This is a genomic window from Streptacidiphilus alkalitolerans, from assembly GCF_042511045.1.
GTDB lineage: Bacteria > Actinomycetota > Actinomycetes > Streptomycetales > Streptomycetaceae > Streptacidiphilus > Streptacidiphilus alkalitolerans.
In genome coordinates this window covers 364,338-389,827 of record NZ_JBHEZX010000006.1, presented here as the reverse complement: position 1 = coordinate 389,827, position 25,490 = coordinate 364,338, and the positions used below count along the sequence as shown (strand labels likewise).

17 protein-coding genes, 2 tRNA genes and 1 pseudogene are annotated in these 25,490 nt (G+C 71.6%); 9 read left to right on the top strand and 11 right to left on the bottom strand.

All coding sequences use genetic code 11. From position 1 onward, the window contains the following. The first annotated feature begins 62 nt into the window (after window positions 1–62). On the top strand, window positions 63–1,730 hold the full coding sequence (locus ACEZDG_RS16850; protein ID WP_380509559.1) for a long-chain fatty acid--CoA ligase: 1,668 nt from the start codon (window positions 63–65) through the stop codon (window positions 1,728–1,730). 43 nt (window positions 1,731–1,773) lie between these two features. On the opposite strand, the gene ACEZDG_RS16845 is transcribed toward ACEZDG_RS16850, so the two are convergent. Next, window positions 1,774–5,265 carry a hybrid sensor histidine kinase/response regulator gene (locus tag ACEZDG_RS16845; RefSeq protein ID WP_380509556.1) on the bottom strand — a complete coding sequence of 1,164 codons (3,492 nt, stop codon included), beginning with the start codon at window positions 5,263–5,265 and terminating at the stop codon, window positions 1,774–1,776. A 227-nt stretch (window positions 5,266–5,492) separates the two neighbouring features. Here ACEZDG_RS16845 and ACEZDG_RS16840 point away from each other — a divergent pair. Next, window positions 5,493–5,583, top strand: a tRNA-Ser gene (locus tag ACEZDG_RS16840). Between the two features lie 124 nt (window positions 5,584–5,707). Here the strand turns inward: ACEZDG_RS16840 and ACEZDG_RS16835 are convergent. From ACEZDG_RS16835 to ACEZDG_RS16815, 5 genes are all read right to left on the bottom strand, one after another. Further along, on the bottom strand, window positions 5,708–6,217 hold the full coding sequence (locus ACEZDG_RS16835; protein ID WP_380509553.1) for a flavoprotein: 510 nt from the start codon (window positions 6,215–6,217) through the stop codon (window positions 5,708–5,710). A gap of 95 nt (window positions 6,218–6,312) precedes the next feature. Beyond that, window positions 6,313–7,650, bottom strand: coding sequence for a UDP-glucose dehydrogenase family protein (locus ACEZDG_RS16830; protein WP_380509550.1), 1,338 nt, complete (start codon window positions 7,648–7,650; stop codon window positions 6,313–6,315). Between the two features lie 67 nt (window positions 7,651–7,717). Beyond that, window positions 7,718–8,986 carry a hypothetical protein gene (locus ACEZDG_RS16825; RefSeq protein WP_380509547.1) on the bottom strand — a complete coding sequence of 423 codons (1,269 nt, stop codon included), beginning with the start codon at window positions 8,984–8,986 and terminating at the stop codon, window positions 7,718–7,720. A gap of 8 nt (window positions 8,987–8,994) precedes the next feature. After that, window positions 8,995–11,043, bottom strand: coding sequence for a right-handed parallel beta-helix repeat-containing protein (locus ACEZDG_RS16820; RefSeq protein WP_380509544.1), 2,049 nt, complete (start codon window positions 11,041–11,043; stop codon window positions 8,995–8,997). Further along, the gene (locus tag ACEZDG_RS16815) at window positions 11,040–12,365 is read right to left on the bottom strand and encodes a glycosyltransferase family 2 protein (RefSeq protein ID WP_380509541.1); all 1,326 of its coding nucleotides are present in this window, start codon (window positions 12,363–12,365) and stop codon (window positions 11,040–11,042) included. The genes ACEZDG_RS16820 and ACEZDG_RS16815 overlap by 4 nt, the downstream gene beginning before the upstream one ends. A gap of 414 nt (window positions 12,366–12,779) precedes the next feature. Here ACEZDG_RS16815 and ACEZDG_RS16810 point away from each other — a divergent pair. Beyond that, window positions 12,780–12,855: transfer RNA gene (locus ACEZDG_RS16810), tRNA-Arg, on the top strand. Window positions 12,856–13,105: 250 nt separating this feature from the next. Then, window positions 13,106–13,477: a hypothetical protein gene (locus ACEZDG_RS16805; RefSeq protein WP_380509538.1), complete on the top strand. Its 372-nt coding sequence runs from the start codon at window positions 13,106–13,108 to the stop codon at window positions 13,475–13,477. On the opposite strand, the gene ACEZDG_RS16800 is transcribed toward ACEZDG_RS16805, so the two are convergent. Further along, the gene (locus ACEZDG_RS16800; protein ID WP_380509534.1) at window positions 13,378–15,078 is read right to left on the bottom strand and encodes a right-handed parallel beta-helix repeat-containing protein; all 1,701 of its coding nucleotides are present in this window, start codon (window positions 15,076–15,078) and stop codon (window positions 13,378–13,380) included. The two genes, ACEZDG_RS16805 and ACEZDG_RS16800, sit on opposite strands and share 100 nt — an antisense overlap. Before the next feature lie 366 nt (window positions 15,079–15,444). Between ACEZDG_RS16800 and ACEZDG_RS16795 the strand changes: the two are divergent. Continuing rightward, a pseudogene (locus ACEZDG_RS16795) lies at window positions 15,445–16,362 on the top strand (ADP-ribosylglycohydrolase family protein); the annotation flags it as partial. A gap of 383 nt (window positions 16,363–16,745) precedes the next feature. Here the strand turns inward: ACEZDG_RS16795 and ACEZDG_RS16790 are convergent. The 4 genes from ACEZDG_RS16790 to ACEZDG_RS16775 form a co-directional block, all read right to left on the bottom strand. Then, complete coding sequence (locus ACEZDG_RS16790; protein ID WP_380509531.1) at window positions 16,746–18,116, bottom strand: MFS transporter; 1,371 nt, start codon at window positions 18,114–18,116, stop codon at window positions 16,746–16,748. Between the two features lie 136 nt (window positions 18,117–18,252). After that, entirely contained in the window at window positions 18,253–18,597 is a 345-nt protein-coding gene (locus tag ACEZDG_RS16785) for a hypothetical protein (protein WP_380509529.1), read from the bottom strand. A 97-nt stretch (window positions 18,598–18,694) separates the two neighbouring features. Then, complete coding sequence (locus ACEZDG_RS16780; protein ID WP_380509526.1) at window positions 18,695–19,159, bottom strand: DoxX family protein; 465 nt, start codon at window positions 19,157–19,159, stop codon at window positions 18,695–18,697. 371 nt (window positions 19,160–19,530) lie between these two features. Further along, a complete protein-coding gene (locus ACEZDG_RS16775) occupies window positions 19,531–20,175 on the bottom strand; it encodes a ScbR family autoregulator-binding transcription factor (protein ID WP_380509523.1) in 645 nt (214 codons plus the stop codon). Window positions 20,176–20,462: 287 nt separating this feature from the next. Between ACEZDG_RS16775 and ACEZDG_RS16770 the strand changes: the two genes are divergently transcribed. From ACEZDG_RS16770 to ACEZDG_RS16755, 4 genes are all read left to right on the top strand, one after another. Beyond that, a complete protein-coding gene (locus tag ACEZDG_RS16770; RefSeq protein WP_380509520.1) occupies window positions 20,463–21,602 on the top strand; it encodes a ScbA/BarX family gamma-butyrolactone biosynthesis protein in 1,140 nt (379 codons plus the stop codon). Beyond that, on the top strand, window positions 21,596–22,813 hold the full coding sequence (locus ACEZDG_RS16765; RefSeq protein WP_380509517.1) for an oxidoreductase: 1,218 nt from the start codon (window positions 21,596–21,598) through the stop codon (window positions 22,811–22,813). The genes ACEZDG_RS16770 and ACEZDG_RS16765 overlap by 7 nt, the downstream gene beginning before the upstream one ends. 217 nt (window positions 22,814–23,030) lie before the next feature. Next, window positions 23,031–23,942 (top strand): TetR family transcriptional regulator, encoded by a 912-nt coding sequence (locus ACEZDG_RS16760; RefSeq protein WP_380509514.1) that lies wholly within the window; start codon window positions 23,031–23,033, stop codon window positions 23,940–23,942. Window positions 23,943–24,151: 209 nt separating this feature from the next. Then, on the top strand, window positions 24,152–25,159 hold the full coding sequence (locus tag ACEZDG_RS16755; protein WP_380509511.1) for a TauD/TfdA family dioxygenase: 1,008 nt from the start codon (window positions 24,152–24,154) through the stop codon (window positions 25,157–25,159). The last annotated feature ends 331 nt before the right edge of the window (window positions 25,160–25,490 follow it).

Here is a 25,490-nt window from a genome sequence, read left to right as displayed (position 1 = left end):
ACGCTGCTACCGGCAGGTAGTCGGGTAGTACAGTCGTCCGCTCCCGGTCAAGGAGGACCCAGGTGCTCAGCACGATGCAGGACGTCCCGCTCACCGTCGGGCGCATCCTCGCCCACGGCTCCACCTTCCACGGCAGGTCCACCGTGGCCACCTGGGACGGCGAGAAGGCCGTCGCCCGCAGCTTCGCCGAGGTCGGCGCCCGGGCCGCGCAGCTCGCCCACGCACTGCGCGACGAACTGGGCGTGACCGCGGACCAGCGGGTGGCGACCCTGATGTGGAACAACACCGAGCACCAGGAGGCGTACCTCGCCATCCCGTCCATGGGCGCGGTGCTGCACACCCTCAACCTGCGGCTGCCCCCGCAGCAGCTGTCGTTCATCATCAACCACGCCGCCGACCACACCATCATCGCCAACTGCAGCGTGCTGGCGCTGCTCGCCCCGCTGCTGCCGCAGCTGCGTCCGACGCTGCGTCACATCGTGGTGGTCGGCGACGGCGACCGCTCCGCGCTGGACGGCTTCACCGGCAGCGTGCACGGCTATGAGGAACTGATCGCGGACCGTCCGACCAGCTTCCCTTACCCGCTGGACCTGGACGAGCGCACGGCCGGCGCGCTCTGCTACACCTCCGGCACGACCGGCGACCCCAAGGGCGTCGCCTACTCGCACCGCTCCATGTACCTGCACTCCATGCAGGTGCTCTCGGCCGAGAGCTTCGGGCTGACCAGCGCCGACAAGGTGCTGCCGGTGGTGCCGATGTTCCACGTCAACGCCTGGGGCATCCCCTACGCCGCGTTCATGGCCGGGACCTCGCTGCTGATGCCCGACCGCTTCCTGCAGCCGCAGCCGCTGGCCGCGATGATCACCGCCGAGCACCCCACCTTCAGCGCCGCCGTCCCCACCATCTGGACCGGTCTGCTGGACGAGCTCGACGCCCACCCCGGCAGCTACGACACCAGCGCCCTGCGCCGGGTGGTCATCGGCGGCTCGGCCTGCCCGCCGGCGCTGATGAAGGCGTTCGAGGAGCGCCACGGCATCAACGTGATACACGCCTGGGGCATGACCGAGACCTCGCCGCTCGGCAGCGTCGCCATCCCGCCCGGCGGCCTCACCCCGGAGCAGGCGTGGCCCTACCGGCTGACCCAGGGCCGCTTCCCGGCCTCGGTCGAGCCCCGGGTGATCGGCCCGGACGGCACGCCGCTGCCGCACGACGGCGAGTCCGCGGGCGAGATCGAGGTCCGCGGCCCCTGGATCGCCGCCGCCTACTACGGCGGCGCCAACAACCCGCCGGAGACCGGCGACAAGTTCAGCGAGGACGGCTGGCTGCGCACCGGCGACGTCGGCACCATCAGCCCGGAGGGCTTCCTCACCCTCACCGACCGGGCCAAGGACGTGATCAAGTCCGGCGGCGAGTGGATCTCCTCGGTCGAGCTGGAGAACGAGCTGATGGCCCATCAGGACGTGCTGGAGGCCGCGGTCGTCGCCGTGCCCGACGAGAAGTGGGGCGAGCGGCCCCTGGTCACCGTGGTGCTGCGCCCGGGCGCCACGGCCGGCTTCGCCGAGCTCCGCGCCTTCCTGGCCACCAGGATCGCCCACTGGCAGCTGCCGGAGCGCTGGAGCGTCGTCGAGGCGGTGCCGAAGACCTCGGTCGGCAAGTTCGACAAGAAGGTCATCCGCAGGGCCTACGCCGAGGGCGGCCTCGACGTGACCACCCTCGGCAAGGGGGAGTAGGCGGCGGCAGCGCGGAGCGGCCTGGGCGGCGGGCCCTGCGGGGTCAGCCGCCCAGGGAGCCGATCTTGCCCAGCAGGTCCACTATCCGGGCCTGCACCTCCGCGCTGGTCGAGCGCTCGGCGAGGAACAGCACCGTCTCGCCGGAGCGCAGCCGCGAGTTCTGCCGCGACCCGTCGGTGCCGTCGCCGCCGTCGTCGACGGAGGTGTAGACGACCAGCGGGGTGCGGTGCAGCTGGTTGTTGTCGCGCAGCCAGTCCACGATGCCGACCCGGCGGCGGCGGATCAGCATCAGGTCCATCACCACCAGGTTCGGCTGGACGCTGCCGGCCTTCTCCACCGCGTCGTTCTCGCTCAGCGCGTGCACCACGTGCATCCCGCGCCGCTCCAGCGTCGCCGTGAACGCCGCCGCGACGTCCGGGTCCTGCTCCACCAGCAGCACCCGGGGCGCGTGCCGCTCGCTGTCGCGCGGGGCGAGCGCACGCAGCAGCACGGCCGGGTCGGCCCCGTACGCGGCCTCCCTGGTCGCCTGCCCCAGACCCGCCGTCACCAGCACCGGGACATTGGCGTCCCCGGCCGCGGTGCGCAGCGTCTGCAGCGCGGTCCGGGTGATCGGGCCGGTCAGCGGGTCCACGAACAGCGCCGCGGGGAACCCGGCGACCTGCCCCTCGACCTCTTCCCTGGTACGGACGATGACGGGGCGGTAGCCCCGGTCCTGCAGCGCCTGACGGGTCGACGGATCCGGCTCCGGCCACACCAGCAGCCGTCGCGGACGGCCGTCGGCGGCCGGGGCGACCATGGTCGGGTAGTCCGCCCCGGCGATGAACTCAAGACGGCTCTCGGTGCCGACTCCCTCCCCGTTCGCATCGGCGTTCCCGGGCGCCGGCGCGGACGGGGCGGCGGGCGCCAGCGCGCGCGCGTCGGCGCTCGCGCCCAGCGCGCGGACGGTGGCCGTGCCGGTGCCGCTGCCGGTGCTGTCGGCGGGGGCGCCGCCGGGAGGAGTGCTGCCGCCGCCGTCGGGTCCGAAACGGCCGCCGAAGGGCGCGGCGGCCGGGATCGACTGCAGGGCCACCGGCTGCAGCGCGGCCGGGCCCGAGCCCTGCTCCTGGGTCTGCTGCGCGGGCACCACCACCTGGCCGGCGGCGCCGGTGTTGCCGCTTCCGGTGCTGCCGCCCACCGGTTCCAGCGCCAGCGGGCCGCTGGGCTGGTCGTCGCCCGGCGGGATGGCCAGCCGTCGGCGGCGACCGCTCGGGGAGCCCAGTTCCGGCTGGGCGGGGGCAGGAGTATCGATCCTGCTCCCGGCGGGCGGCAGCGCGTGCTCGAGCCCGGGGTAGACCGGGCCGCCGATCAGGCCGGGGAACCCGTTGGTCCCCAGCCCCGGCTGCGGCTGCTGCCCGTGCTGCTCCTGTGCTGCTTGTTGGGCCTGTTGGGCCTGCTGGCGCTCCTGCTGCTCCTGCTGCTGTGCCTCCAGCACCGCGCGCGGCGGGCGGACCACCTCGGGGGCGGGCAGCGCGCGCCGCCGCCGCGAGCGGTCGATGCCCTGGGCGGGCGTCTCCGGCTTCGCCTCGGCCAGGCTCTCGGCACTGCGCCGGGCCGCGGGCAGCGAGGCGCCCCCGGCGCTGCCGCCGCCCTGGGCACCGCCAACGGCCGTTCCAGCGCCGGTTTCGCCGCCCGTACCGGGGGCGCCGAAACGGCCGCCGCCGGTCCCCTGGCCGCCGTTGCCGCCGTTGCTCGCGTCGCTGTCGGCAGCGCCGCCGCCGGGCGCTCCGCCGCCCTGGCCGGGGGCCGGGGGCTGGCCGTCCAGGCCCGGGAGCTCGGGCAGCATCGCGGTGTCGTTCTCCCGGACCCGGCTGCCCTCCCGCGCCGCCGCCGCGGCCCGCTCGGCCGCCGCCCCGGCGGTCGCCGGGTCCAGCGGCAGCTCCACCACATAGGTCCGGCCCTGCTTGCCGGGCAGCTCGTGGGACTGCAGCACGCCGCCGTGCCGCTCCACCATGCCGCGCGCTATCGGCAGGTGCACCGGGCTCCCGCCCGCGCTGGGCCCGCGGACCTCGATCCGGGCCACCGGGCCCCGCTGCGCCGCCGCTATCACCACGGTCGGCCCCTGCGCGGGCGTGCCGGACAGACCGGAGGCGACGCCCACGGCCATCCCGTAGAGCCCGTTCCCGCCCTCGCTCGCACCGGACGTCCCGGTCGCCGCGACGTCCGCGATCAGATGGCCGAGGGCCTGTGCCAGCCGTTCCTGGTCCGCGATCACCTCGACCTCGGACGGGTGCACCGCGAACCGCACCCGGTCCTCGCCGATCAGCTCGGTCGCCGCCGCGACCGCCCGCTGCACCACCTTGTCGAGACCGACCGGCCGGCGCTCCAGGCTCTCCCGTCCGGCGTCCAGCGAGGCGTCGAAGCGCTGGTACGACAGCACCCCGTCGACCAGCCGGGAGGTGCGGGCGCAGTCGGCGGCGAGCCGCCGCAGCACCCAGTTGGCCTCCGGCCACAGCTGGCCCGCCGGATCGGCGGCGAGCCGCTCCAGGGTGCCCTGCAGCCGGGTCAGCGGCTCGTCCAGCTCCTCCCGCAGCACGGCGGTGAGGTGCTCGTGCCGGGCGGCCAGGGCCAGGTAGGAGGTGCGGTCGGTGAAGGTCATCACCGCGCCGACCAGCTGGTCGCCGTCCCGCACCGGGGCGGTGGACAGCTCCACGTGCACCGGGCGGCCGTCCTTGTGCCACAGCACCGCCGTGCGGACCCGGTGCTTGCGGCCCGAGGCGAGGGTGTCCGCGAGCGGCGACTCCTCGGCGGGCTGCGGGGTGCCGTCCGCCTTGGAGTGCTGCACCAGCGGCAGCAGCTCCTGGCCGCCGAGCTCGCTGGCCCGGTAGCCGAGGATGTGCGCGGCGGCCGGGTTGACCAGGACCACCCGGCCCTCGATGTCCACGCCGAGCACGCCCTCGGCGGCGGCGCGCAGGATCATCTCGGTCTGCTTGTGCTGGCGCCGCAGCTCGGCCTCGACCTCCAGCCGGGCCGACAGGTCGCGCACCACGATCAGCAGCAGCTCCCGGTCGGAGGGATGCGCGCCGCCCCCGGCGCTCCCGCCGCCGCTGGCGCCGTACCCGTAGCGGGACACGCCCCCGTAGGAGTCGTAGGGGCCGTAGCCCTCCCTGCTGCTCTCGCCGGATCCGCCGGTGGTGCCGAGGCCGCCGCCGAGCAGGCCGTCGTCCTCGAACTCGTTTCCGGCGACCTCGACCGGGAAGACCGTCCCGTCGGTCCGCCGCGCGGTCATCCTTACGGGGGTTCCGCCGTCGTCGTCGGTGCCGTCCTCGGCGCGGGTGCGCGGGCGCATGGAACCGGGGATGCGGCTCGGGTCGAAGTCGGGCAGCAGGTCCAGGACGCCCATGCCGACCAGCGACGTGCCCGGGGCCTGCAGGCTCCGCACGGCGGCGGCGTTGGCGTCCACGACCGTGCCGTTGCTGTTCACCAGGAGCAACGCGTCCGGAAGCGCGTCGAGTATGGCTGCGAGGCGAGCAGTGCCTCGGGTCGGCCTGCTGCTCACGACGAGCCGTCCTCCCTAGCTGACATCCCTGCCGCAGCCGCCCGAACCTGCCGCTGCGTCTGCTGGCCTCCCCCAGGCTCACCAGACAAGCACTATCCCACACTCATTTTTGCGATTGCGGCGATCCGCCTAGTAACGTGGATACCGGTTGGCCGCAGCCCACGAGGCTGTGGCATCATCCATGCAGCAGGTCGTGACCGTCATCAGACATGTCATGATCCATGCTTGGAGGCTTCGCCTAGTCCGGTCTATGGCGCCGCACTGCTAATGCGGTTTGGGTTTTAACGCCCATCGGGGGTTCAAATCCCCCAGCCTCCGCAGCACGACCAGGGAGTCCGCACCTCAGGGTGCGGGCTCCCTCGGTCGTTTCCGGGGCCGTGCTGCTCAGCCGAGTCGGCGTCGGAAGAGCAGGTAGTCGCCGTCCTCGCCCGTCCGCTGCCCGTCAGCGCAGGGCTGCGAGGGCCAGGTGCCAGGGGAAGTCGGGGGAGGCGGGGTCCGCCTCCGCCGGGTGCAGGATGCGGACGCCCTCGGCCCGCAGCTCGGCCACGCTGCGGGCGAAGACGCGGGTGCCGGCCAGCGCGTCGTTGACCGAGGTGAGCACGACCAGCGGCACCCGTTGGCCGGTGAGTTCGGCGAGGGTGCCGAGGGCGTAGTTGTCGGCGATCCCGGCGGCCCACTTGTTGATCGTGTTGTAGGTGGCCGGCGCGACGACCGCCGCGTCGGCGGGCGGTTGCCGCTTCTCCTGGTCCGGCCGCCGGTACTCGCTGAACACCGGCACGCCGCCGGCCTCGATCGCGGCCACGTCCAGGAACGCCACGGCGCCGGGCGTGGCGATGACGTAGACCCGCCATCCGTCCGCCCGGGCCGCGGCTATCAGCGTCCGCACCCCCGGGGCGGGCCCGGCGGCGCACACGACGACGTACAGCACCCGCGCATCCCGGTCACCGGTCATCCGCCGATTTCAGCGTGCCGGGACCCCGCCCGCAACCCGGGCCACCACTTCGCCGCGATCCGGGCCACCACTCTGCCCGCGATCCGGGCCGCGCCTCAGGGGCGGCCCAGGGCGCGGTAGGTCCAGCCCGCGGCGCGCCAGGCGGCCGGGTCCAGGGCGTGGCGGCCGTCGACGATGCCGCGCCCCGCGGTGACGGCGGCCAGGGCGTCGGGCTCGATCTCGCGGAACTCGTTCCACTCGGTGAGCAGCACCACCACGTCGGCGTCCTGCGCCGCCTCCATCGTGCTGTCGGCGTAGTCGAGTTCGGGGTAGCTGCGGCGGGCGTTGTCCATCGCCTGCGGGTCGTACACCCGGACGATCGCGCCCGCGCGGCGCAGGCTGACCGAGACGTCCAGCGCGGGCGCGTCGCGGATGTCGTCCGAGTTGGGCTTGAACGCCGCCCCGAGCGCCGCGACCCTGACCCCCTCCAGGCTGCCCCCGGCCAGCTCGCGGACCAGGTCCACGGTGCGGGCCCGGCGGCGCCGGTTGATGGCGTCCACCTCGTGCAGGAAGGCCACCGCCTGGCCGACGCCGAGTTCCTCCGCGCGGTGCGCGAAGGCGCGGATGTCCTTGGGCAGGCAGCCGCCGCCGAAGCCGAGGCCGGGCTTGAGGAAGCGCCCGCCGATCCGGTCGTCGTAGGCCAGGGCCGCCGCCAGGTCGTGCACATCGGCGCCGGTGGCCTCGCAGACCTCGGCCATCGCGTTGATGTAGGAGATCTTGGTGGCCAGGAAGGAGTTGGCGGCGACCTTCACCAGTTCCGCCGTCGGCAGGTCGGTGACCACGACCGGCGTGCCGCCCTCGATGACCGGGGCGAACGCGGCGCGCAGCTGCTCCTCGGCCCAGGCCGAGGAGGTGCCGAAGACCAGCCGGTCCGGACGCAGCGTGTCCTCGACCGCGTAGCCCTCGCGCAGGAACTCGGGGTTCCAGGCGAGTTCGACCTGCTCCCCGGCCGGGGCGAGCCGTTGCAGCAGCGCGGTGAGCCGCGCCGCCGTCCCGACCGGGACCGTGGACTTGCCGACCACCAGGGCTCTTCGGTCGAGGTACGGCGCGAGCGAGGTGACGGCGCTGTCGACATAGGTCATGTCGGCGGCGTCAGAGCCGGGCTTCTGCGGGGTGCCGACGCAGAGGAAGTGCAGGTCGCCGAACGCGCCGGCCTCGGCGTAGTCGGTGCTGAAGCGGAGCCGCCCGGAGTCCAGGGCCTTGGCGAGCTGCTCGGGCAGTCCGGGCTCGAAGAAGGGCACCTCGCCCGCGTTGAGCCGGTCGACCTTCTCCTGCGAGACGTCGATGCCGAGCACCTCGAAGCCGAGGACGGCCATGCAGATGGCGTGGGTGGCACCGAGGTAGCCGGTGCCGATGACGGTGAGACGGAGCGGCTGTGCGGAGCCTGCGGACACGGGGATCTCCACTTCTGGGGCTGGGTCTGCTTCGGGTTCTGCTTCTCGGGCCGGACTCAGGTCCTGGTCAGGGCGTGCAGGGCACGTTGCTCAGGCCCTGACCGGCTCCCTGGACCTTGTTGTCACAGGTGACCTTGTTGCCCAGGACCGGGGTCAGGTGGAAGCCGTAGCCGGGGCCTTCCACGTTCGCCGTGTTGTCCTTGAAGGTGTTGCCGGTGCCCCAGCCCTTGATGATCTCGTGGGTCTGGAAGCCGTCCTTCGGTGAACTGCGGCCGGTGTTGCCCTGGATCAGGTAGCCGTTGCCCTTGACGTTGATCCAGGCGCTTCCGCCGTCGGTGGTGATGCCGTCGCCGTTGAAGGTGTTGTCGAGGATGAAACCGCCGGTGGTTCCCTCCTTGATGTCCACGTTCTCCGCCGTGGTCCGGTCGAAGGTGTTGCCCTTGACCGTGTTGCGGTCGCTGTGGTCCGGCTGACACGCGGTCAGCGAGCACCAGTTGGACTTGGCGCTGCCAAGGTAGACGCCCTCGCCGAACTTGTCGCGGTTCAGGCCGGTCTGCTCGACGGTGTTGCCGACGACCAGGTTGTCGCTGCTGAACTCCCGCAGGTGGATGGCCTCGTCGCCGATCTGACGCACCGTCAATCCCTGCACGGTGGAGTGCTGGGTGTGGTCCAGCACCACCCCCTTCTGGCCGTTCTGGACGGTGAAGCCGACCAGGTGCCAGTAGGCGGAGTCCTGGATGTGCAGCACGTAGCCCTTGCCGGTGCCGCCGCCGTCGAGCACCGCGCCGGGCCCGCCGCAGAGGTACACCGGATCGGCCGCGCTGCCCACCGCGGTGCCGGTGAACTGGCCCTGGTAGCTGCCGTCGGCGAGGTCGATGACCGCGCCGGGCGTGACCGAGGCGAGCGCGTTCTCCAACTCGCCGGACGAGCTCACTGTGACCGTCGCGGCCGGACAGGACGCCGCCCCGCCCGCCCCGGCCGCACCCGGGCCGGCCGAGTCGTCCGCGGACGGCAGCGCCGAGGGGTCGGCCGACGGGTCGTCCGAGGGGTCCTCGCTCACCGCGCCGCCGGTGTAGCTGCTGGCTCCGGCGGTGGGCACCCCGGTCGGCAGCGCGCTCCGGTGGTGCTTGCCGCTGCCCGCGTCGGCCGTCCGGCCGCCGCCCCCGCCGCTGAAGGCCAGCACGCAGACGACGGTGGCCATCAGCGCGCCGCCGAGGGCGAACAGGGCGGGCATCCGCCACCACCCCGGCGGCCGGGGGACTTTGGGCGGTTTGGGCGGCCCGGCCGGCTCGGGCGGCTGGGACGGGGGCGGTGTCGCCGGTGGTGCGCTGCTCATGTCGGCACTCACCCCACCGGCTCCAGTCGGTCGCTCCCCCGCGCGGCGGCCTGGGCGGTGCCCTGCGCGGCGGGCTGCGCCGCGTGCCGTCCGGAGGACTCGCTGCCCGGGGTCGCCAACTCGCCCAGGATGACCTGCGGAAGCGGGGTCTTGTCCTGGTAGGGCAGCCCGGCCAGCAGGTCGCGGGACGATCCGGAGGTGTGCATCCGCCTGGTCCGACGGCCCTTCACCCCGGCCACCACGATCAGCAGGAAGACGCCGATCCAGACCAGCGTGGTCGGATGCAGCAGCCGCAGCATCCGGGTCAGCAGCGGCGTGGTGTTGTGCCAGCCGATGGTGTCGTTGGAGCCGACCAGGCGGCTGCCCTCGGAACGGGACGAGGACACCGCGCTGGTGCCCACACCGCTGAGGACGTTGTCGGAGACCTTGGCGCCGCTGTCCTTGCCGACCAGGGTCACCGCGTGCAGGGCCGCGCCCTTGACGGTGTTCCCGGTGATCTCGGCGGTGGAGTCGCGCAGGTAGATGCCGGTCTGGGCGCCCGTGACGATATTGCCGCTGACCGTGGCCCCGGTGTTGCCGTCGCGGATGGAGATGCCCTCCCGCTGCTGGGCGGTCAGGATGTTGCCGACCAGCGACACCTTCTGCGAGTCGCGGCGGACCACGATGCCCATGGTGTTGCCGGCGATGGCGTTGTTGTCGATGTTGATGTTCATTCCGCCGAGCACCTCGACACCGTAGTGCCCGTTGTCGTTCGCGGTGCTGTTGGCGATGGTGTTGTTGCCGTACGAGCCGACCGGACCGCCCGAGGCGGACGGGCCGGTGGCCAGCGGCTGGCCGTTGAGGGTGAAGCCGTTGCCGGAGTTCTGGTTGGCGGTGGAGCCGCTGATCCGGATCTCCTGCGCGGCCCGGGCCAGGACGAAGCCGTCCCCCTGGTTGCGGCTGGAGTCGACCTTCTCCAGCACCACCTGGGTGGCGAAGCGGTACAGCACCAGGCCGTCCACCAGGCTTCCGCTGATCTTCGTCCGGGAGATCTGGACGCCGTTGGCGCTGGAGACGAAGAGGCCGTACGCGTCGCCGGTGATGGTCGAGTCGCTGATCGTCGCCGACACATAGGAGAGGCCGCCGACGTCGAACTGGCTGCCGGGGGTGGCGATGGCGCCGGCCGGCAGGCTGTCCACGCCGCTGGTGCCCAGGTTGTCGGTGGACTTCGCCGCGTCCTTGCCCTTCTGCAGCTTCTGCGCGGCCTTGCTGTCCTTGCGGGCGACCTTGCCGTGGACCGAGACATAGGGCGTCGGGCCCTGGGTGGAACCGGTGTTGGGGCGGTCCGTGCCGGTGAGGCTGATCCCCCCGGTGCGCCCGCTCCAGAAGCCCAGGTCGGAGGCTTCGACATGCTCCATGGTGAAGGTGCCGCCGATGGCCCGGATGTAGGCGCGGCCGTCGGTGGGATCGGTGTCGGGCTTGGCCGTCCTGGCGTCCCAACTGGTGATCCGCAGCGGCTGCTGCACACTGCCGACCATGGACAGCGAGCCGCCGAACGCGACGATGCTGACGAAGCCGTTGACGTTGCTGGCCATCCGCAGCGTCAGTCCGCCCGGCGCGGTCAGGTTGAGCTTCGCGCCGTTGTCCACATAGATGCTCTCCAGCAGCAGGTACGAGCCGTCCGCCTGCCGCACGAAGGTCTCCGGAGCGAGCTTCAGCAGATCGGCGACGGTGTACGCGGCCTTGCGCGAGGTCAGCACCAGGGTGTAGCCGGAGGCGGTGGCCAGCCGGTACGGGGACTTCCAGGCGTCGCCGTGCAGCGGCGCGACCGAGACGACCGAACGGAGTTGGGAGAGTCGGCGGTCCTCGGCGGCGAGGACCGCGGACTCCTTGGCCGCGGTCGTCGCGTCCAGCGGCGGCGCGGCGGCGACCGGGACGGTGCTGTCGGGCGTGTCCGCGGCGGCGCCGACCGCGGCCGGCCCGGCCAGCGCGGCCAGTGCCAGCGCGGTCAGTGCTGTGGCGGTCAGTGCCGTGGCGGTGAGACGGGTGCGCATGCTGTTTCCGGTACGGCTGGTCATGCCCCGACCGCCTCCTTCTGCTGCGGGTTCGGCGGATTCTGCGAACCCGGCAGGACCCGTGGGGCCTCCCGCTGCAGCGTCGCCGCGCTCTGCCCCTGGCCGCCGACCGAGTCGGAGGTGCGGGTGAGCCAGCCCTGCTTGTTCATGGTCACGAAGGCATAGAGCTTGATCGGCAGCGAGATCATGATCACCGTCAGTGCGGTGAGCGGCAGCAGGAAGATCTCCAGCGGGTGGCGCCGCAGGTGCGAGTAGCCGCGGATGCCACGGCCGATCAGCAGCCAGGCGGCGGCGAAGGCCCAGCCGCGAGCGGTGTAGTCCAGGCGGCTGAAGAAGAGGAACCCCATGGTCAGGCCCATGGTCACCGGTGTCAGCAGGATCTGCAGCACCGTGATCCTGGACACCATCGGGGTCCGCCAGAGCCAGCCCTTCCACAGCGCGGTCAGATAGCAGCGGTAGGAGTTGCGGCTCCAGCGGATCCGCTGCTTCACAAAAGCGCGGAAGGAGGAGGGGAACATCGAGATGGCATGCGCGTTCGACTGGTGCACCGTCTTGTAGCCGGACGCCAGCGTCAGCCAGGTCAGCCGGCCGTCGTCCCCGGCGACACAGCGCCGCCCCAGGAAGAACTCGTTCTCCAGGTGCTCCACCACCGGCAGCACCACCGAACGGCGGTACGCCGCGGTCCGGCCCGACAGGCAGATCACCCCGCCCTGACGGCTCATCGCCGGGACGTAGTCGTAGTAGCGCAGGTTCACCAGCCAGTCGGCGATCCGGCGCCAGACGCTGGTGGTCCGCTGGTACACGTTCTGCTGGGTGCCCACGCCGCCGATCTGCGGGTCCACGAAGGGCATCTGGACGGCGTCCAGCAGCCCCGGCTCCCAGGACGTGTCCGAGTCCGCGAACACCAGGATCTCGCTGGTCGCGGCACGGATGCCGACCCCGAGCGCGGAACGCTTCCCGTGGTGCTCGAAGACGATGACCCGCAGTCGCGGATCGTCCACCTCGGCGAGAAGGCGCTGCGCCTCGGTATCGCCGGTGTCGATGACGATGATGATTTCGGTGGGATTCTGCGACCGCCAGGATTCCAGGCAGCGGAGCAGGATCTCCGGGTCCTCGCGGTAGGAGGGGACCACTACGGATGTGGAGGTCCGGTAATCGTTGACCACCGGCGAGGCGAATCGCGACACCACCGCGCGGTAGAGCCAGAGAACCCAGACGATGACCCCGGCGAGACCGAGTGGAACAACCTGCCGCCAGGCGTTTCCCGAGGTCAGCGTGTTGATGAAGTGCGGGGCGTCATGGAGCAAAGAGGATATACTGGACATGGAAATCCTGGGGTAGGCGTTTGGCCTGAGGCTTGCTGACGCCATCGTAGACATAGCAGAATGTGAATGCCGCGTGTGGGTCAGGTGTTTACAAGGTAGATCCAGGAAATTGATAAATGTCCACGAGGCGGGTGTTGACTTCCGCATTCGGGGACGCTATGCCAGGGCGTGGCGCCATTCCCGTGGAGTGTTGATCGGTTCTTTTTTAATTTACTTTCCGTTCACTCGCCCCTCTTCCGGGTGTGCCATGCGCTCGGGGTGTGGGGTGTGGGGGTGTCGCTCGCCGGCGCGCGGTCCGGGCTCGGGGGCGGGTCCAGCCAGTCCCGGAAACCCGATTTCACCCCAGGCCGGGGCTCGTGTAATGTTGTTCTCGCAAGGCAGCGGGGCAAGCAAAAACGCCCGGAAGCCAGGCAGGCGCTCATAGCTCAACGGATAGAGCACTTGACTACGGATCAAGAGGTTGCAGGTTCGAATCCTGCTGAGCGCACCAGCGCAACGGGCTACAAGCCCAGGTCAGGGCCCCATTTCACTTAGGTGAAGCGGGGCCCTCGGTCGTTGCGGCAGGGCTGATGCCCCATCTCCTCGCACAGTGTTTCTGATCACGCGTCAGCCGGGCGCTCCGCCCAGGCCCGCGCCCTCCGCCAGCAGGCCCTTCCGCCTGCGTGTGCCGGTAGTCCAGTCCCTTGGTGAACGACAGTCGGGCTTGACCACTCACTACGGACACCCCTGGGGTGATGAACATGAACGACGGCAGCCGTTCCGAGCCCACCAGCGGCGCAACCAGTGCAAGCGGCATCCTCTCCGACCTCGACCGGCTGCGCGCGGCGGCTGACGCCCGCATCCGCCGGCAGATCGCCGACGCCGCCAAGCGCCGCGAACAGCAGAGTCGGGGCCGCTGCGCCTTCGCCGAGCGGCGACAACACGGCATCCAGCGCCGACACGCCGCCAAGCAGACCCGTCAACGGCTCGCCGCCAGGCACAACCCGCCCCCGGTGGAAGGGTCCGACACTGGTCAGGCCGATTCGACCAGCATCCACGCGACGGTGGAGGTGTCGCCCGCCACACCCTTGATGGTGAAGGTGCCGGCGACGGGATCCGCCGCGGAGACGTAGGCGACTCCGCCGGCGGTGCCTGCGGGCTTCTGGACGGTCAGGAAGATGCGGGAGCCGCCGGTGAGGGCGGTGGTGTTGACGACGACCCCGGTCGTTCCCCGAAGGTCGGCGGTTCCCATCTTGGCGTTGGTGCCCTCGGCGATCCGCAGACCCCTGCCCGGAAGGGCCGCGACGATGTCGGAGTCGATGGAGCCGATGGCGGCGGGGCCGAGCCGTCCCCAGGACGTATCGCGAGTCGTACTGCCGCCTCCCCACACCTGGGTGCCGTCGGCCTGGACGACCCAGCGCATCAGCGGCTCGCCGCTGATCTGCAGACCCAGGCCCTTGGTCGTGGCCGCCGGGTGGTACTGGTGGATCAGCGGGTTGGACCCTGAGGTCGCACCGGAGAGGGTCTGCGTCAGCACGGACGTGTCCTGGGTGGCGCTCTGGTCGAAGTGGCTGTTCGGCGTGGTGTTCCAAGGACGCGACGTGTTGTAGGTGGGGACCGAGGCACTGACCGTGGCGGTGAGCACTGCCGGCCCGATGGGCAGCGCGCCCTGGCCGTCCCACTGCACCGGCGCACCGGTGGCGTCGCAGGACAGGTAGCCCCCGTTGACTGACACATAGACGGACCGGGAGACGTTCAGGCCGTAGTGCGGTGCGTCGGCCCCGCCGTGGTCGCCCTGACGGGCGGTCACGGTGGTGCCGTCCAGCAGCACCGGGATGGCGCAGCCGACCACGGCGATGCCGGCGCACATGGTCGTCCCCGCCCCGGCGTTGTTGCCGTCGCGGCGGAACTCGCAGGCGTTGAGCTGGACGGCTCCGTTGCCGGAGAGGTTCTCCAGCCTGAAGCCGTCCTTGCCGTTGAGGTCGGTGCTGCACCCCACGAAGGTGAGGCCGCCGAAGAGGTTGGCGCGGTCGTGGAAGTGGAAGCCGTAGCCGGGGCCGTCCTCCGCCCGGCAGCCGATCCAGGTCGAGTTGTCGCCACCTTGGATGTTCCAGCCCGCTGTCTGGCACCCGGAGGAGAGGCAGTCGGTGTACCAGGAGTCGGTGATGGCCTGGAGGTTGAATCCGTAACCCGCGCCGGAACTGGCCCCCGCGTGCCAGACGCCCACCTGGCGCATCACGACCGGGTTGTTGCCCTGCACAAAGAAGCCGTCTCCGGCCGTCCGCCCGACCAGCACATTCTCGATCATGCAGGAGCCGGCGCCGGTCAGGCTGACGCCGACCGTAGTGCCGGTGGTGTTGGTGCCGTGCACGGTCAGGTCCCGCATGGCGAAGTCGGGCACGCCGCTGACCTGCAGCATGGCAGCGCCCGTGAAGCCGGGCAGGGCATCGATCGTGGTCTGGTTGGAGCCGCCCGCGCTGTAGCCGGTGGATGCCTTGTCGCCCACCAGCTTCGTGCCGGCCACGGTCACTACGAGCGGCGCGGAGATCTCGTAGACGCCGTTGGGGAAGTACACCACCCCGCCCGCGGTGACTGCGTTGAGCGCGGACTGGATCTGCGCAGTGTCGTCGTGCTTGCCGTCGCCCACCGCGCCGTAGTCGCGCACGTTGAGCCAGTCGACCCCGCTCGCCGTGACCGCTTCGGCGCTACCCGCAGAGGCGATACCCGTCGCCACGGCCAGCCCGCCGATACCTGCCGCGGACCTGAACAGCAGGCGCCGTCGTGATGCTTCCAAAGGTATGTCCCCCTGTATGCCCGTCGTTTCAGCGCAGCGCAGCCCACCTGCTGGAATCCGCAGGAGCGATGGCGTTCTAGTCGGTGCATATGGGTCGTGAGCTGCGAAAACGGGCCTCGCCCAGCGGTGGCGGCGGGCCACTCGGCGGGTGCCGGGGAAGCCCGCCGGCGGATGCGCCGACGCGGTGGACCGGTACCGGAACCAGCGGATGCGCGAGGCCGCGAATGGCCAGGCCGCGCACGGTCTGGCCGTCACCGGCCGCAATTGCCTGGCGCCCGGTCAGGCCGCTTGGCAGGATGGCCGCCGATGACTGACGACTCCTCAACCACCCTGGAACCTCCTCGCTTCGACCATCGCACCGCCGCCCGCGACTCGCTTCGCGGTCTGGCCGTCGGAGACGCCTTCGGCGCCCAGTTCTTCGTCCCCGACAATCTGCCCGCGTTGCGCGGAGGGCTGCTGCCGCCCGCGCCCTGGCCGTGGACCGACGACACCGAGATGGCCTGCTCGGTGTTCGCCGCCCTCCGTAATCGCGGCACGATCGACCAGTGGGAACTGGCCCAGTCCTTCGCCCAGCACCACGACTTCGACCGCGGCTACGGGGCGGCGACCAATCGTCTGCTCCGCTTGGTGCGGGAGGGCGGGTCGTGGAGCGCGCTCGCCGGTGACCTCTTCGAGGGTCAGGGCTCCTGGGGCAACGGCGCGGCCATGCGGGTCGCCCCGCTGGGCGCCTGGTTCGCCGCAGACCTGGACGAGGTCGTCCGGCAGGCCGCCCGGTCGGCGGAGGTGACGCACACTCACCCGGAGGCCGTGGCCGGCGCCGTTGCGGTCGCGCTGGCCGCAGCCTGCGCTGCGCGCACCCGGGGCGGACGTCCGGAGTCGCGTCAACTACTGCGTACGGTAGTCGAGTTGACACCGGCCAGTCGGGTTCGCGAGGGCGTGGCCGAGGCGTTGGAGCTGCTCAGGCAGCCCTCGCAGGTGGGGCTGGCCGCCCACCGTCTGGGCAATGGCCGCCAGGTCAGTGCCGTGGACACGGTGCCCTTCACGCTCTGGTGCGCGGCCAGCTACCTGGACGACTACCAGGCAGCGCTGTGGGCCACCGCCTCGGCGGGCGGGGACGTGGACACCACCTGCGCGATCGTCGGTGGCATCGTCGCCGCCCACCTGGGCGCCGACAGCATTCCAGTCCTCTGGCGCGACTCCACCGAACCCCTGCCCGACTGGGTGGACGCCGACCGGCTCGGCACCGACCTGCGCCGCGACGGCCTGGTCAAGGCCGAGCCGATGCGACGTCCTGAGCCGATCCCGGTCCCCGACATCAGCTGGACCGCCGGGCAGTGGCAGCGGATCCGCCACGGCGTGCGGGCCGCGGCCATGGAGGAGCGGTGGAACATCTTCCTGGAGGACAACCAGCTCTATCTGCACCGTAGTTGGACCGGTCATGGCATCTACCGGGTCGCTGTGGAACCCACCGCGGAGGGTGCACGCCCGGTCCGGGCCTGGGTCGAGGGCTACTCCCGCCGCTACCGCCGCAGCCCCGACGCTGCCGAACGCACCCAGCTGAAGGAACTCCTGGACGCCTTCTTCGACACCGGTGAACCGCGGAGACCTTAGACCTGAAGCGATTGCGTCGCGGTGTGGTCCGCCGCAACGCCTTGCGTGGCTGTGGCGACTGCGGTGGCTGCGGCGGCCGGGGCGGCTGCGGCGGCCGGGGGCGTGAACGCCTTGAGCCGTCGCAGGCACGCGGTCCGCTGCACGATCGACAGCCCCGCGACCACCGTGCCGAGTACCACCCACCCTGCCGGTCCGGCGGCCATCACCACGCTGGTCAGCAGCGGTGGGCCGGCCGACTTCTGCACCGACTGGGACATTCCGGCCACCCCCAGATAGGACGCGCGGGCCCCGGCCTCCCGGGGCGCGAGCGAGACTGCCAGCTCCCATGAACTCACCGAACGCATCAGCTCCGCCATGGTGACCAGCAGCGCGGCGGCGAGCAGGACGACCGTGGTCACCCCGGCCCCGCCCCCTGCTGCGGCGGACGCCAGGGCGATGCAGCACGCGAACAGCAAGGCCCCGTACAGGATCACCGCGCGTGCGGCCCGGCGCGGACCCTCGGCCCGTGCCGACACCCGTAGCTGCAGAACGACGACCAGCACGGTGTTGATGATCAGGAAGGCAGGAACGAGCGCGTGCGGCGCGGACGTTCGGTTCACCAGCCAGAGCGGCATCCCGACGTTGAGGATCGAATCGTCCAGGTTCATCGGGATGTCCAGCAGTACGAACAGGAGGTATCCACGGTCCCGCCAGGGATTCGCTGCGCGGGTGCTGCCGTCGGCCACCGCGTTGTTGGTCCTCGCCGCCGAGGTGACGCCGCTGACCGCGCGGGTGATGCTGCTGCCGCTGTCGCGCGGCTCCCGGATCTGCCACACCAGGACGGCGGCGGCGAGGAACGACAGTGCGTCGCCCAGGATCAGGGCCCGGTACGCGGCTTCGGTCCCCACGGCCAGACCCGCGGCTGCGATCCCCGCGCCGATCGCGGTCCCGGCGTTCGCCGCCGTGCGCGACAGTGCCTGGTAGGTCGACCGCTGCTCGCCCGCGGCCCGGGTGGCGAACAGCATCTCCAGCGTCTTCGCCGCCCGGTCGCCCAGGTAGGTGGCGGCGACCACGGGGAGCAGCGCGTCGAATCCGGTGCAGACCAGCACCAGGCCGAGGGTCACCAGGCGAAGCAGGTGGCAGCCGATCAGCAGCGACCGCAGCGGGAGGCGCCCGGCCAGGCGTCCCGCCAGCGGTGAGCCGACGATCCCGGCCACGCCGGCCACGCCCAGCAACAGGCCGATGGTCTGCGCGTGCAGATGGGCCACAAAGGTGAAGTACAGGACCGACGACGCGGCCCACAGTCCGGAACCGGTCCGGTCCAGGAACAGCGCGCCCAGCATGATCCGCGCATCACGGCCGCCCGGCGGGTTGCGCAACTGCGCCACCAGACCCCGGCTTTCCCCCGGAGCTTCCCGTGGGGCCCCCGTCCGGCCGCCTGTACCGCTCTGCATCCGCCCGCCTCCCGCATATATCTTGACGTCAAGAGATCAGGGGGAAGCCTGCCGGGAAACAATCTCGATGTCAAGATACTTGATGCCGACAAACTAGTCGGCAGTGGCCTCCAGGTAGGCGTCGATGAGGGCCCGCATCCGGGTGAGGGCGCAGGCCGAGGGCGTCGGCCGGCAGGTCGCCGCGGAGGCTGCCGAACGCCGGGCTCTCCTGGTGCTCCAGCGGGTGGGCCCAGACCTGCTCGAACTCGTGGGCGGAGCCCATGCGGTCGAGGTGGGCATGTGTGACCACGACGAGCGGCTCGCGGCGGAAGAGGTCGGGGAACGCGGTGCGCAGCTGGTCGACACCCAGGCCGGTGTCGACCGTAGTGGCGCGGAACCAGGGATCGGGGACCGGCAGCGGGAGTTCAGCAGGCATGACCCGACGCTCCCGCCCAACGGATTGTCCGGGGTCCGCCGGCCTGGGTGTGATGCCAGGCCGGCGGCCCCTTCGGCAGGTGCGACAGGCGTGACGGTCAGGCCGTGACGTTGTCCCGTGCGGCGCCAACCGGTCGTGTCGCCGGCGCGGTGGTGCTCCGGCTCCGGTTCCTGTTCAGGAGTGAGTCCAGGGCCCAGGTGCCGGGACCGGCGATCGCGATGAGCAGGAAGGTCCAGCAGAACATCACGGCCGGTTCGCCGCCGTTCTGGATCGGCAGCAGCGCCTTGTCCTGGTGGATGCTGAAGTAGGCGTAGGCCATGGAGCCCGAGCACAGCAGCGCGGCCGGACGGGTGCCCAGGCCCAGGATGACCAGGGCACCGCCCACCAGTTGGATCAGGGCGGCCCACCAACCGGGCCAGGTGCCCAGGTGGAGAGAGGCTCCCGAGCCCATGTTCCCGCCGAGGACACCAAAGATGCTGGCGGTGCCGTGGGCCAGGAACAGCGCCCCGACGATGATTCGGAACAGGGAAAGGACATGCGGCCAGAATTTGTCGTACACCACGGCGATCCTCCGTCGACTGAATGAGCCTTCATGGCGGGTTCCATGGGTGATCAGGCTTGTCAGTCGGAGATGCGCTGCGGCCAGATCGCCCCGCGAACCGCTGCTCGCACGAGAACGGAGTGCCTTCCGGTTCGTTCGTGCGGCGCCGGGATGGGAGACGTACCAGGGCCGGCTCTGACCGTGACCGGGCCCTTGACCGAGCGTCGCGCACATGCCAACGGGTGTCAACGGTGGTGCAGGTGAGAATCGTTGGCAGGGCTGTGGGCGTGACCATGGACGGAGGCCCGGTCGGCGGCTCGGGCTTCCGTCCAAGGGGCGGTGCTGACAAGCAGTTGACGCTACGTCAGAGGCTCCGCGTCAGTGGCGCGGCGTCAGGGCCGGAGCGACAGTGCGAGCAGTTCGCGCATGTCCGCCCACCGCTCGAGCAGGTCGGCGCGCTGGCTGAGGGTGTCGGAGATGTGCTGGGTGCCGAAGAAGCTGGCGACCAGGCACCTCGCGGCGGCGTCGGGGTCCGTGCCGGGGCGCAGTTCGCCGCTGTCGCGCGCATCGCGGAGCAGCGTGGCGAGCACGTCCGTCCATCCCTCGTAGGGGCGCGGGAGCGGGGCGTCGATCAGCGAACGCTCTATCTGCAGCCGGGCTCCGGCCCGCACGACGAGGTCGTCGCGAAAGGCGACAGCCGCCTGGTCGAGCACCTCGAAGGCGACGTCCAGCGGCGACAGGCCCTGCGCCTGGGCCCGCGCGAGCAGGTCCGGCCAGCGGGAGTAGTGGGCCTCGACGACGGCGGTGGCCAGGATCTCCTTGGTGGGGTAGTGGAAGAAGATGGCGCCCTTGGTGACGCCCGCCCGGTCGGCCACGTCCTTGATCGAGGTCTTCTGGAAGCCCGCCTGCGCGAAGAGTTCGGCGGCGGCGAACAGGATCTGCTCTCTGGTGCGGACGGCGCGCTCCTGGCGCAGGTCGGGGGAGCGCCGGGCTGCTGTCTGCTGCAACCAGGCTTCAGGAGGGGACAGTTGGGTCATCGGATTCCCTTGGCGCTTGTGTCTGCGTAGAGGTGGGCCCTCGGGGTCTCCGCGGCCATGAATATGCCTCTTGGGCACGTTGTAATATACCGGCCGGAGGGTATATTTTCGACCCGTGCCGGGACGGCGGTCAGGTGAGTACTTGATGAGACGCCAGGTCGGACCGGTGGCCGGACTGCATCTTGAGGGGGAAACTCATGCACACGACCACAGACATAACGGACAGACCGTGCCCGATCGGGACTACGGAGCCCCAGCTCACCGACGGAATCTCGTTCGCGGAGTCGGTGCCGCGCGAGTCTGTACACAAGGTTGATCCCAGCGAAGTCCTACTGACCGACGCACAGCGCAGGGGCGCCGACCGGTTCGAGGTGGGGGCCCGCTGGCCCGCCCGACACCGGCTCTACGGCACCCGCTCGGGCGCCGCCGACCCGATGCTCGTCGCCGAGACCCTGCGCCAGCTCGCCATCCACATCTCGCACCGCTTCTACGACGTCCCCACGACCCACATGTTCCTGCTCTGCGGCCTGGACCTTGACCTGGATCCGGCCGCCGGGCCCCTTCCCGCCGCCGGGGCGCTGGGCTGCCTGCCGGTCACCGTCGACGTCACCTGCACGCCGGGCGCCCGCAGCGGCCGTCGGATGAGCATGGTCCTCGAAGCCGAACTGCTGGTCGCCGGACAGCGGGTGGGCCACGGCAGCATGCGCTGGGAGGCGCTGGACCCGCGCGCGTACGCCGCCGTGCGCAGACGCGGCGGCGGTGGCAGCGGTGGCGGTGGCGGTGGCGGTGGCGCCGATGGTGGTGGCGACGTGACGGGTGGTGACGTCACGAGCGGGACCCGGGGAGAGCCGGCCCAGGTGGACGTCGAGGCCCGGGCGGTCGGCCGCCGCGACCGGGGGGACGTCCTGCTGGCGACCCTGCCCGACGGGCAGGGCTGGGAGGTGGTGGTGGACTTCGGCCACCCGACCTACTTCGACCACCCCTCGGACCACCTGCCCGGCATGGTGCTGCTGGAGGCGATGCGCCAGGCCGGACAGCTGGCCTGGGCCCGCACGCTGTCCGAGGACCGGTATGCGGCTCCGGTTCCGGTTCTGGTTCCGGTTCCGCGCGGCCAGGAGCTGCCGGACCCGGCGCTGCGCGACGCCACCGTCTGGTTCCACAGCTTCGCCGAACTGAACCGCCCGGTCACCGTCCAGGCCCGTACCCAGCGTTCGTCCTGCAGCGAGGAGCGCTTCGTGGTGATGCTCAGCGCCCAGCAGGACCAGCGGGACGTGGCCACGGCGCTGCTGCAGTGGTCGCCCGGTCGGCTGCCCGGGCTGCCCGCGCCGGGCGCGCCTGGCGCGAACGGTGAGTTGTGTGTGTCGGGTACGTCGGGTATGCCGGACGAACAGGTGTCCGTGCCGCAGGTGCGGAGCACCTGGTGCTGACCGTGGATGCGGTCTCCGGACTGCGGGACAGCGTTGCCGTCGTCAGTGAGGTGGCGGCCCGTCATGTGAAGACCTGCGAGGACGAGTTCAGGCTGGCTCCGGAGGTGGCCGAGGCGCTGACGCAGGCGGGGTTCCCCCGCCAGTTCGTGCCGAAGCGGTGGGGCGGCCGGGCCGGCGGGTTCGGTGAGCTGGTGCAGTCGGTGGCCGATCTGGGGGAGTCCTGTGCCTCCGCCGCCTGGTGTGCCGCCCTGTTCGCCGCCCACGGCAGGCTCGCCTCCTACCTGCCCGAGCAGGCGCAGTACGCGCTCTGGGCCGACGGCCCGGACACCCGGATCGCGGCAGCGGTCATCCCGCCCGCCGGTACGGCCGAGCCGGCCGCCGACGCCGGTAGCGAGGTCGGCGGCGGAGTCGGCGGCACCGCCGCCGGCGTCGCCGCTCAGGCCGGCGCTGCCGGGTGGCGGCTCAGTGGGCGGTGGAACCTGGCCAGCGGCGTCGACCACGCGGACTGGATCCTGCTGGCGAGCTGGACCCCGTGCCCCAGCGGGCCCGAGCACCGCATCTTCTTGCTGCCGCGCGCGAGTTGCACCGTGCTGGACACCTGGCGCAGTTCCGGACTGCGGGGGACCGGAAGCAACAGCGTCGTGGTCGACCGGGTATTCGTGCCCGCGCACCGCACCATGGTCCTCGCGGACCTGCTGCGGCCGCGGACCAGTGTGGACGGGGAGGAGGTCGCCCGCTGCCATCAGGTCCCCTTCCCCATGGTCGCGGCGCTGATCTTCGCCGCACCGGTGCTGGGCGCGGCCGGCGGCGCGCTCGATGCCTGGAGCGCGGCGCTGCGTGCCAAGGCGGCGGCCGGAGGGCCCGGCCCCTCGCCCGCCGTCCAGCAGACCCTGGCCCGCGCCGGGGGCGAGATCCACGCGGCGGAACTGCTGCTGACGCAGAGCGCCCGCTCGGCGGACGGCGGACCGATGGACGCGTACACGGTCACCGGCATCCAGCGGGACGTGGCGCTGGCCGTCGAGTTGCTGGTGGACGCGGTGGAGCGGATCTTCCGGGCCGGAGGTACCAGCACCCAGACACAGCTGAATCCGATCCAGGTGCGATGGCGCGACGTCCATGCCGCGGCGAGCCATGGCACGCTCAACTTCGAGGCGGCGGCGTCCCGTTACGCTGCCGTCCGCTTCCCGGTCGAGGCCGACTCGACCGGTTAGCACCCGGCTCGCTGCTGCTCCGGCCTTCCGGTCTCCGCCCCCGTGGACGGCGGGCCGGGGGCCGGGGCGCAGCCGTCGTTGCACAGCTGTTCCCCGCAGCCGTTTCTCTGCGGTCGTTTTTTCGCGGTCCTTCGCCGGGCCGCTTCAGCATCAAGAAATTGACCGGCTAGCCGGTTTCTTTTGGTGGGCGGCAGGCCCGCCGGAAAGGCACTCCCCGATGATCCAAGCCCGGGCTCGATACACCCGTGAACAACTGCTGGACGCCGCCGCCGACTTGTTCGCCTCCGTCGGCTACCACACCACCACCGTGCAGGCCGTTTCCGCGCGTGCGGGAGCGACCAAGGGTGCCCTCTACGGGCACTTCTCCTCCAAGCAGGCCCTTGCCTTGGTCCTGGTGCAGGACGCCGAGCGGGCCTGGGCGCAGCTGGAGCTGGGGTATCTGGAGCGGACGCAGGATCCGGTGGACCAACTTGAGCAGCTGCTGCGGGAGTTGGCCGAGCTGGTGGAGCAGAACCCGCGCGTCCGGGCAGCCCTGCGACTGGTCGCGGAACAGGTACGGTCCGAGCCGCGCCCGCCCGACCTGCTGGACCGGGTCCACTCCCGGCTGGCCGACCTGGTCGACCGGGGGCAGGCCTGCGGACGGATCGATCCCCGGCACCACGGCCGGACCGTGGCCTGGCTCCTGGTCGCCGCGCTGCTCGGCATGCCGCAGCTGCCGCTGATCGACAGCACGGGGGAGCACCCGGTGCAGACCCGCGACCTGTGGTCGATGCTCCACGACCTGCTGACCGCGGGCGCGGGCGCGGGTGCGGGCGCGGCTGCGGGAACGGGCACGGCTGCGGACGCGGGAACCGGCACCGCTGGGGCTGCGGACGCGGGAACCGGCACGGCTGCGGGAACCGGTGCTGGCACGGCTGCGGGAACCGGTGCAGGCACGGGTGCAGGCACGGCCGCGGGTGTGAGCGCGGGCGTGGACGCCCACCCGCACCCGCACCCGCACGCCCGCCCGCACCTGGGCGGCGATCTGAGCGCCCACGTGGGCGTGGAGGTTCCCGCCGACGTCGCGTCCATCACCGGCGCCGCTGCCGCTGTCACCGCCGAGGCCTGCACGGCCACCGCCGAACGATGAGTCGGACCAGGCCCGGCGGCCCAGGTCTCCACCTTTCGGCGGAGGCCTGGGCCGGATCTCCACCGCGCTCCACCCCCGGCGTACGCGCATCGGAGCAACTGCCGCCCGGGCGGCCTCAGTTCATCCATCGGCCGATGCCTGCCAACCCCCCTGATCGCGAGCATGGATGACGGCACGAAGCACCCGATCACCAAGGAGTGAACCCACAGATGGATCCCGTCTACGTCTTCACCGACGCCGAGCGCGACGAGCTATTCTCGGTGCTCGCCTCCGTTGCCAAGAGCCCCTATGAGGACTACCCCGCCTTCTCGGCGGCCGTACGCGACGTGGTGGACCGGGACGAGGTGCCCGGCTTCTTCCAGGAGCTCTGCACCACGGTGCGGACCGAGCGTGAATCCGGCGAGTCCGACGCCCACGTCCTACGCAACTGCCCGATCGACGAGGAGATCCCGCTCTTCGACCAGGAGGACCCGGTCGCGGACAAGTACCGCAAGAAGACCACCTTCGTCGGTGAGACCTTCCTTGAGCTCTTCGGCCAGCTGGTCGGTACCCCGCTGCTGGCCTACGAGACCCGCAACAACGGTGACTTCTTCCACGACGTCTACGCCGTCAACCGCTACACCGGCACCCAGACCCAGAAGACCGACAGCGAGCTGTTCTTCCACAACGACCGCACCGCACACCCGGTGCGCGCCGACTTCCTGGCCCTGCTCGGTATGCGCTGCCCCGAGGGCGACCTCATCTTCACCGGCTTCGCCGACGGCCGCGACCTGCTGACCAACCTCAGCGACGAGGTCCAGGCGACGCTGCGCAGCCCGCTGTTCATCACGCCGTTCGACCGCTACTCGCGTGACTCCAACACCAGCCAGACGGTTTCCGAGCCGCACGCGGTGCTGGAGAACCACCACAGCTTCCGGTACTACGACACCCGCACCCGGGTGGCCCCGGGTGCGGGCGTCGACGCCTACGAGGCGCTGATCGCGCTCAAGAACGCGATCGTCAAGGCCCGCAAGCGACGCCACATGATCCTGACCCGCGACCTGTTCGTCCTGGCCAACCAGGACGGCCTGCACAGCCGCGACATGGTGGAGATCAACAACCCCGAGCGGGCCCGGCAGCGCTGGCTGCTCAAGACCTACGCCTTCCGCGACCAGGCCGCCGCCGACCGGCACGCGGACAAGTGGATGGACGGCGTCGTGGGCCGCGTCGCCGACTAGGCCGTACCCGGCCGGGGTTGACCACCCCTCAGGCCGGATGCCCTGATCCGGCCCCCGGACCACCTTCCGTCGGACGTCGGACGTCGGACGTCGGACGCCGGACGCCGGACGTCGGCCCGTCTGGGCCCGTCCTGCCTGGGCCTGTCCTGCTGGGCGCGCCCCGCACCGCCGGCCGTAACCCGCCCGCGTTGGCACCCCCGCTGTCGGTGGAGACCCCGCTGCCGGAGACCCCGGCCCGGCCCCACCCGTCCGCGCGGTCCGCCCGTCGCACTGCCTTCCGTCCGTGCGTGCTGCCCGGCTGCACCGGCCCGGCCTGGCCCTGGACCCGGCC

Bases quoted from the DNA above. Each gene is read 5' to 3' on its own strand.
- ACEZDG_RS16835 (WP_380509553.1), bottom strand. From the start codon at position 6,217: ATGACCGGTGACCGGGATGCGCGGGTGCTGTACGTCGTCGTGTGCGCC.
- ACEZDG_RS16825 (WP_380509547.1), bottom strand. From the start codon at position 8,986: ATGAGCAGCGCACCACCGGCGACACCGCCCCCGTCCCAGCCGCCCGAG.
- ACEZDG_RS16820 (WP_380509544.1), bottom strand. From the start codon at position 11,043: ATGACCAGCCGTACCGGAAACAGCATGCGCACCCGTCTCACCGCCACG.
- ACEZDG_RS16815 (WP_380509541.1), bottom strand. From the start codon at position 12,365: ATGTCCAGTATATCCTCTTTGCTCCATGACGCCCCGCACTTCATCAAC.
- ACEZDG_RS16805 (WP_380509538.1), top strand. From the start codon at position 13,106: ATGAACGACGGCAGCCGTTCCGAGCCCACCAGCGGCGCAACCAGTGCA.
- ACEZDG_RS16785 (WP_380509529.1), bottom strand. From the start codon at position 18,597: ATGCCTGCTGAACTCCCGCTGCCGGTCCCCGATCCCTGGTTCCGCGCC.
- ACEZDG_RS16775 (WP_380509523.1), bottom strand. From the start codon at position 20,175: ATGACCCAACTGTCCCCTCCTGAAGCCTGGTTGCAGCAGACAGCAGCC.
- ACEZDG_RS16760 (WP_380509514.1), top strand. From the start codon at position 23,031: ATGATCCAAGCCCGGGCTCGATACACCCGTGAACAACTGCTGGACGCC.
- ACEZDG_RS16755 (WP_380509511.1), top strand. From the start codon at position 24,152: ATGGATCCCGTCTACGTCTTCACCGACGCCGAGCGCGACGAGCTATTC.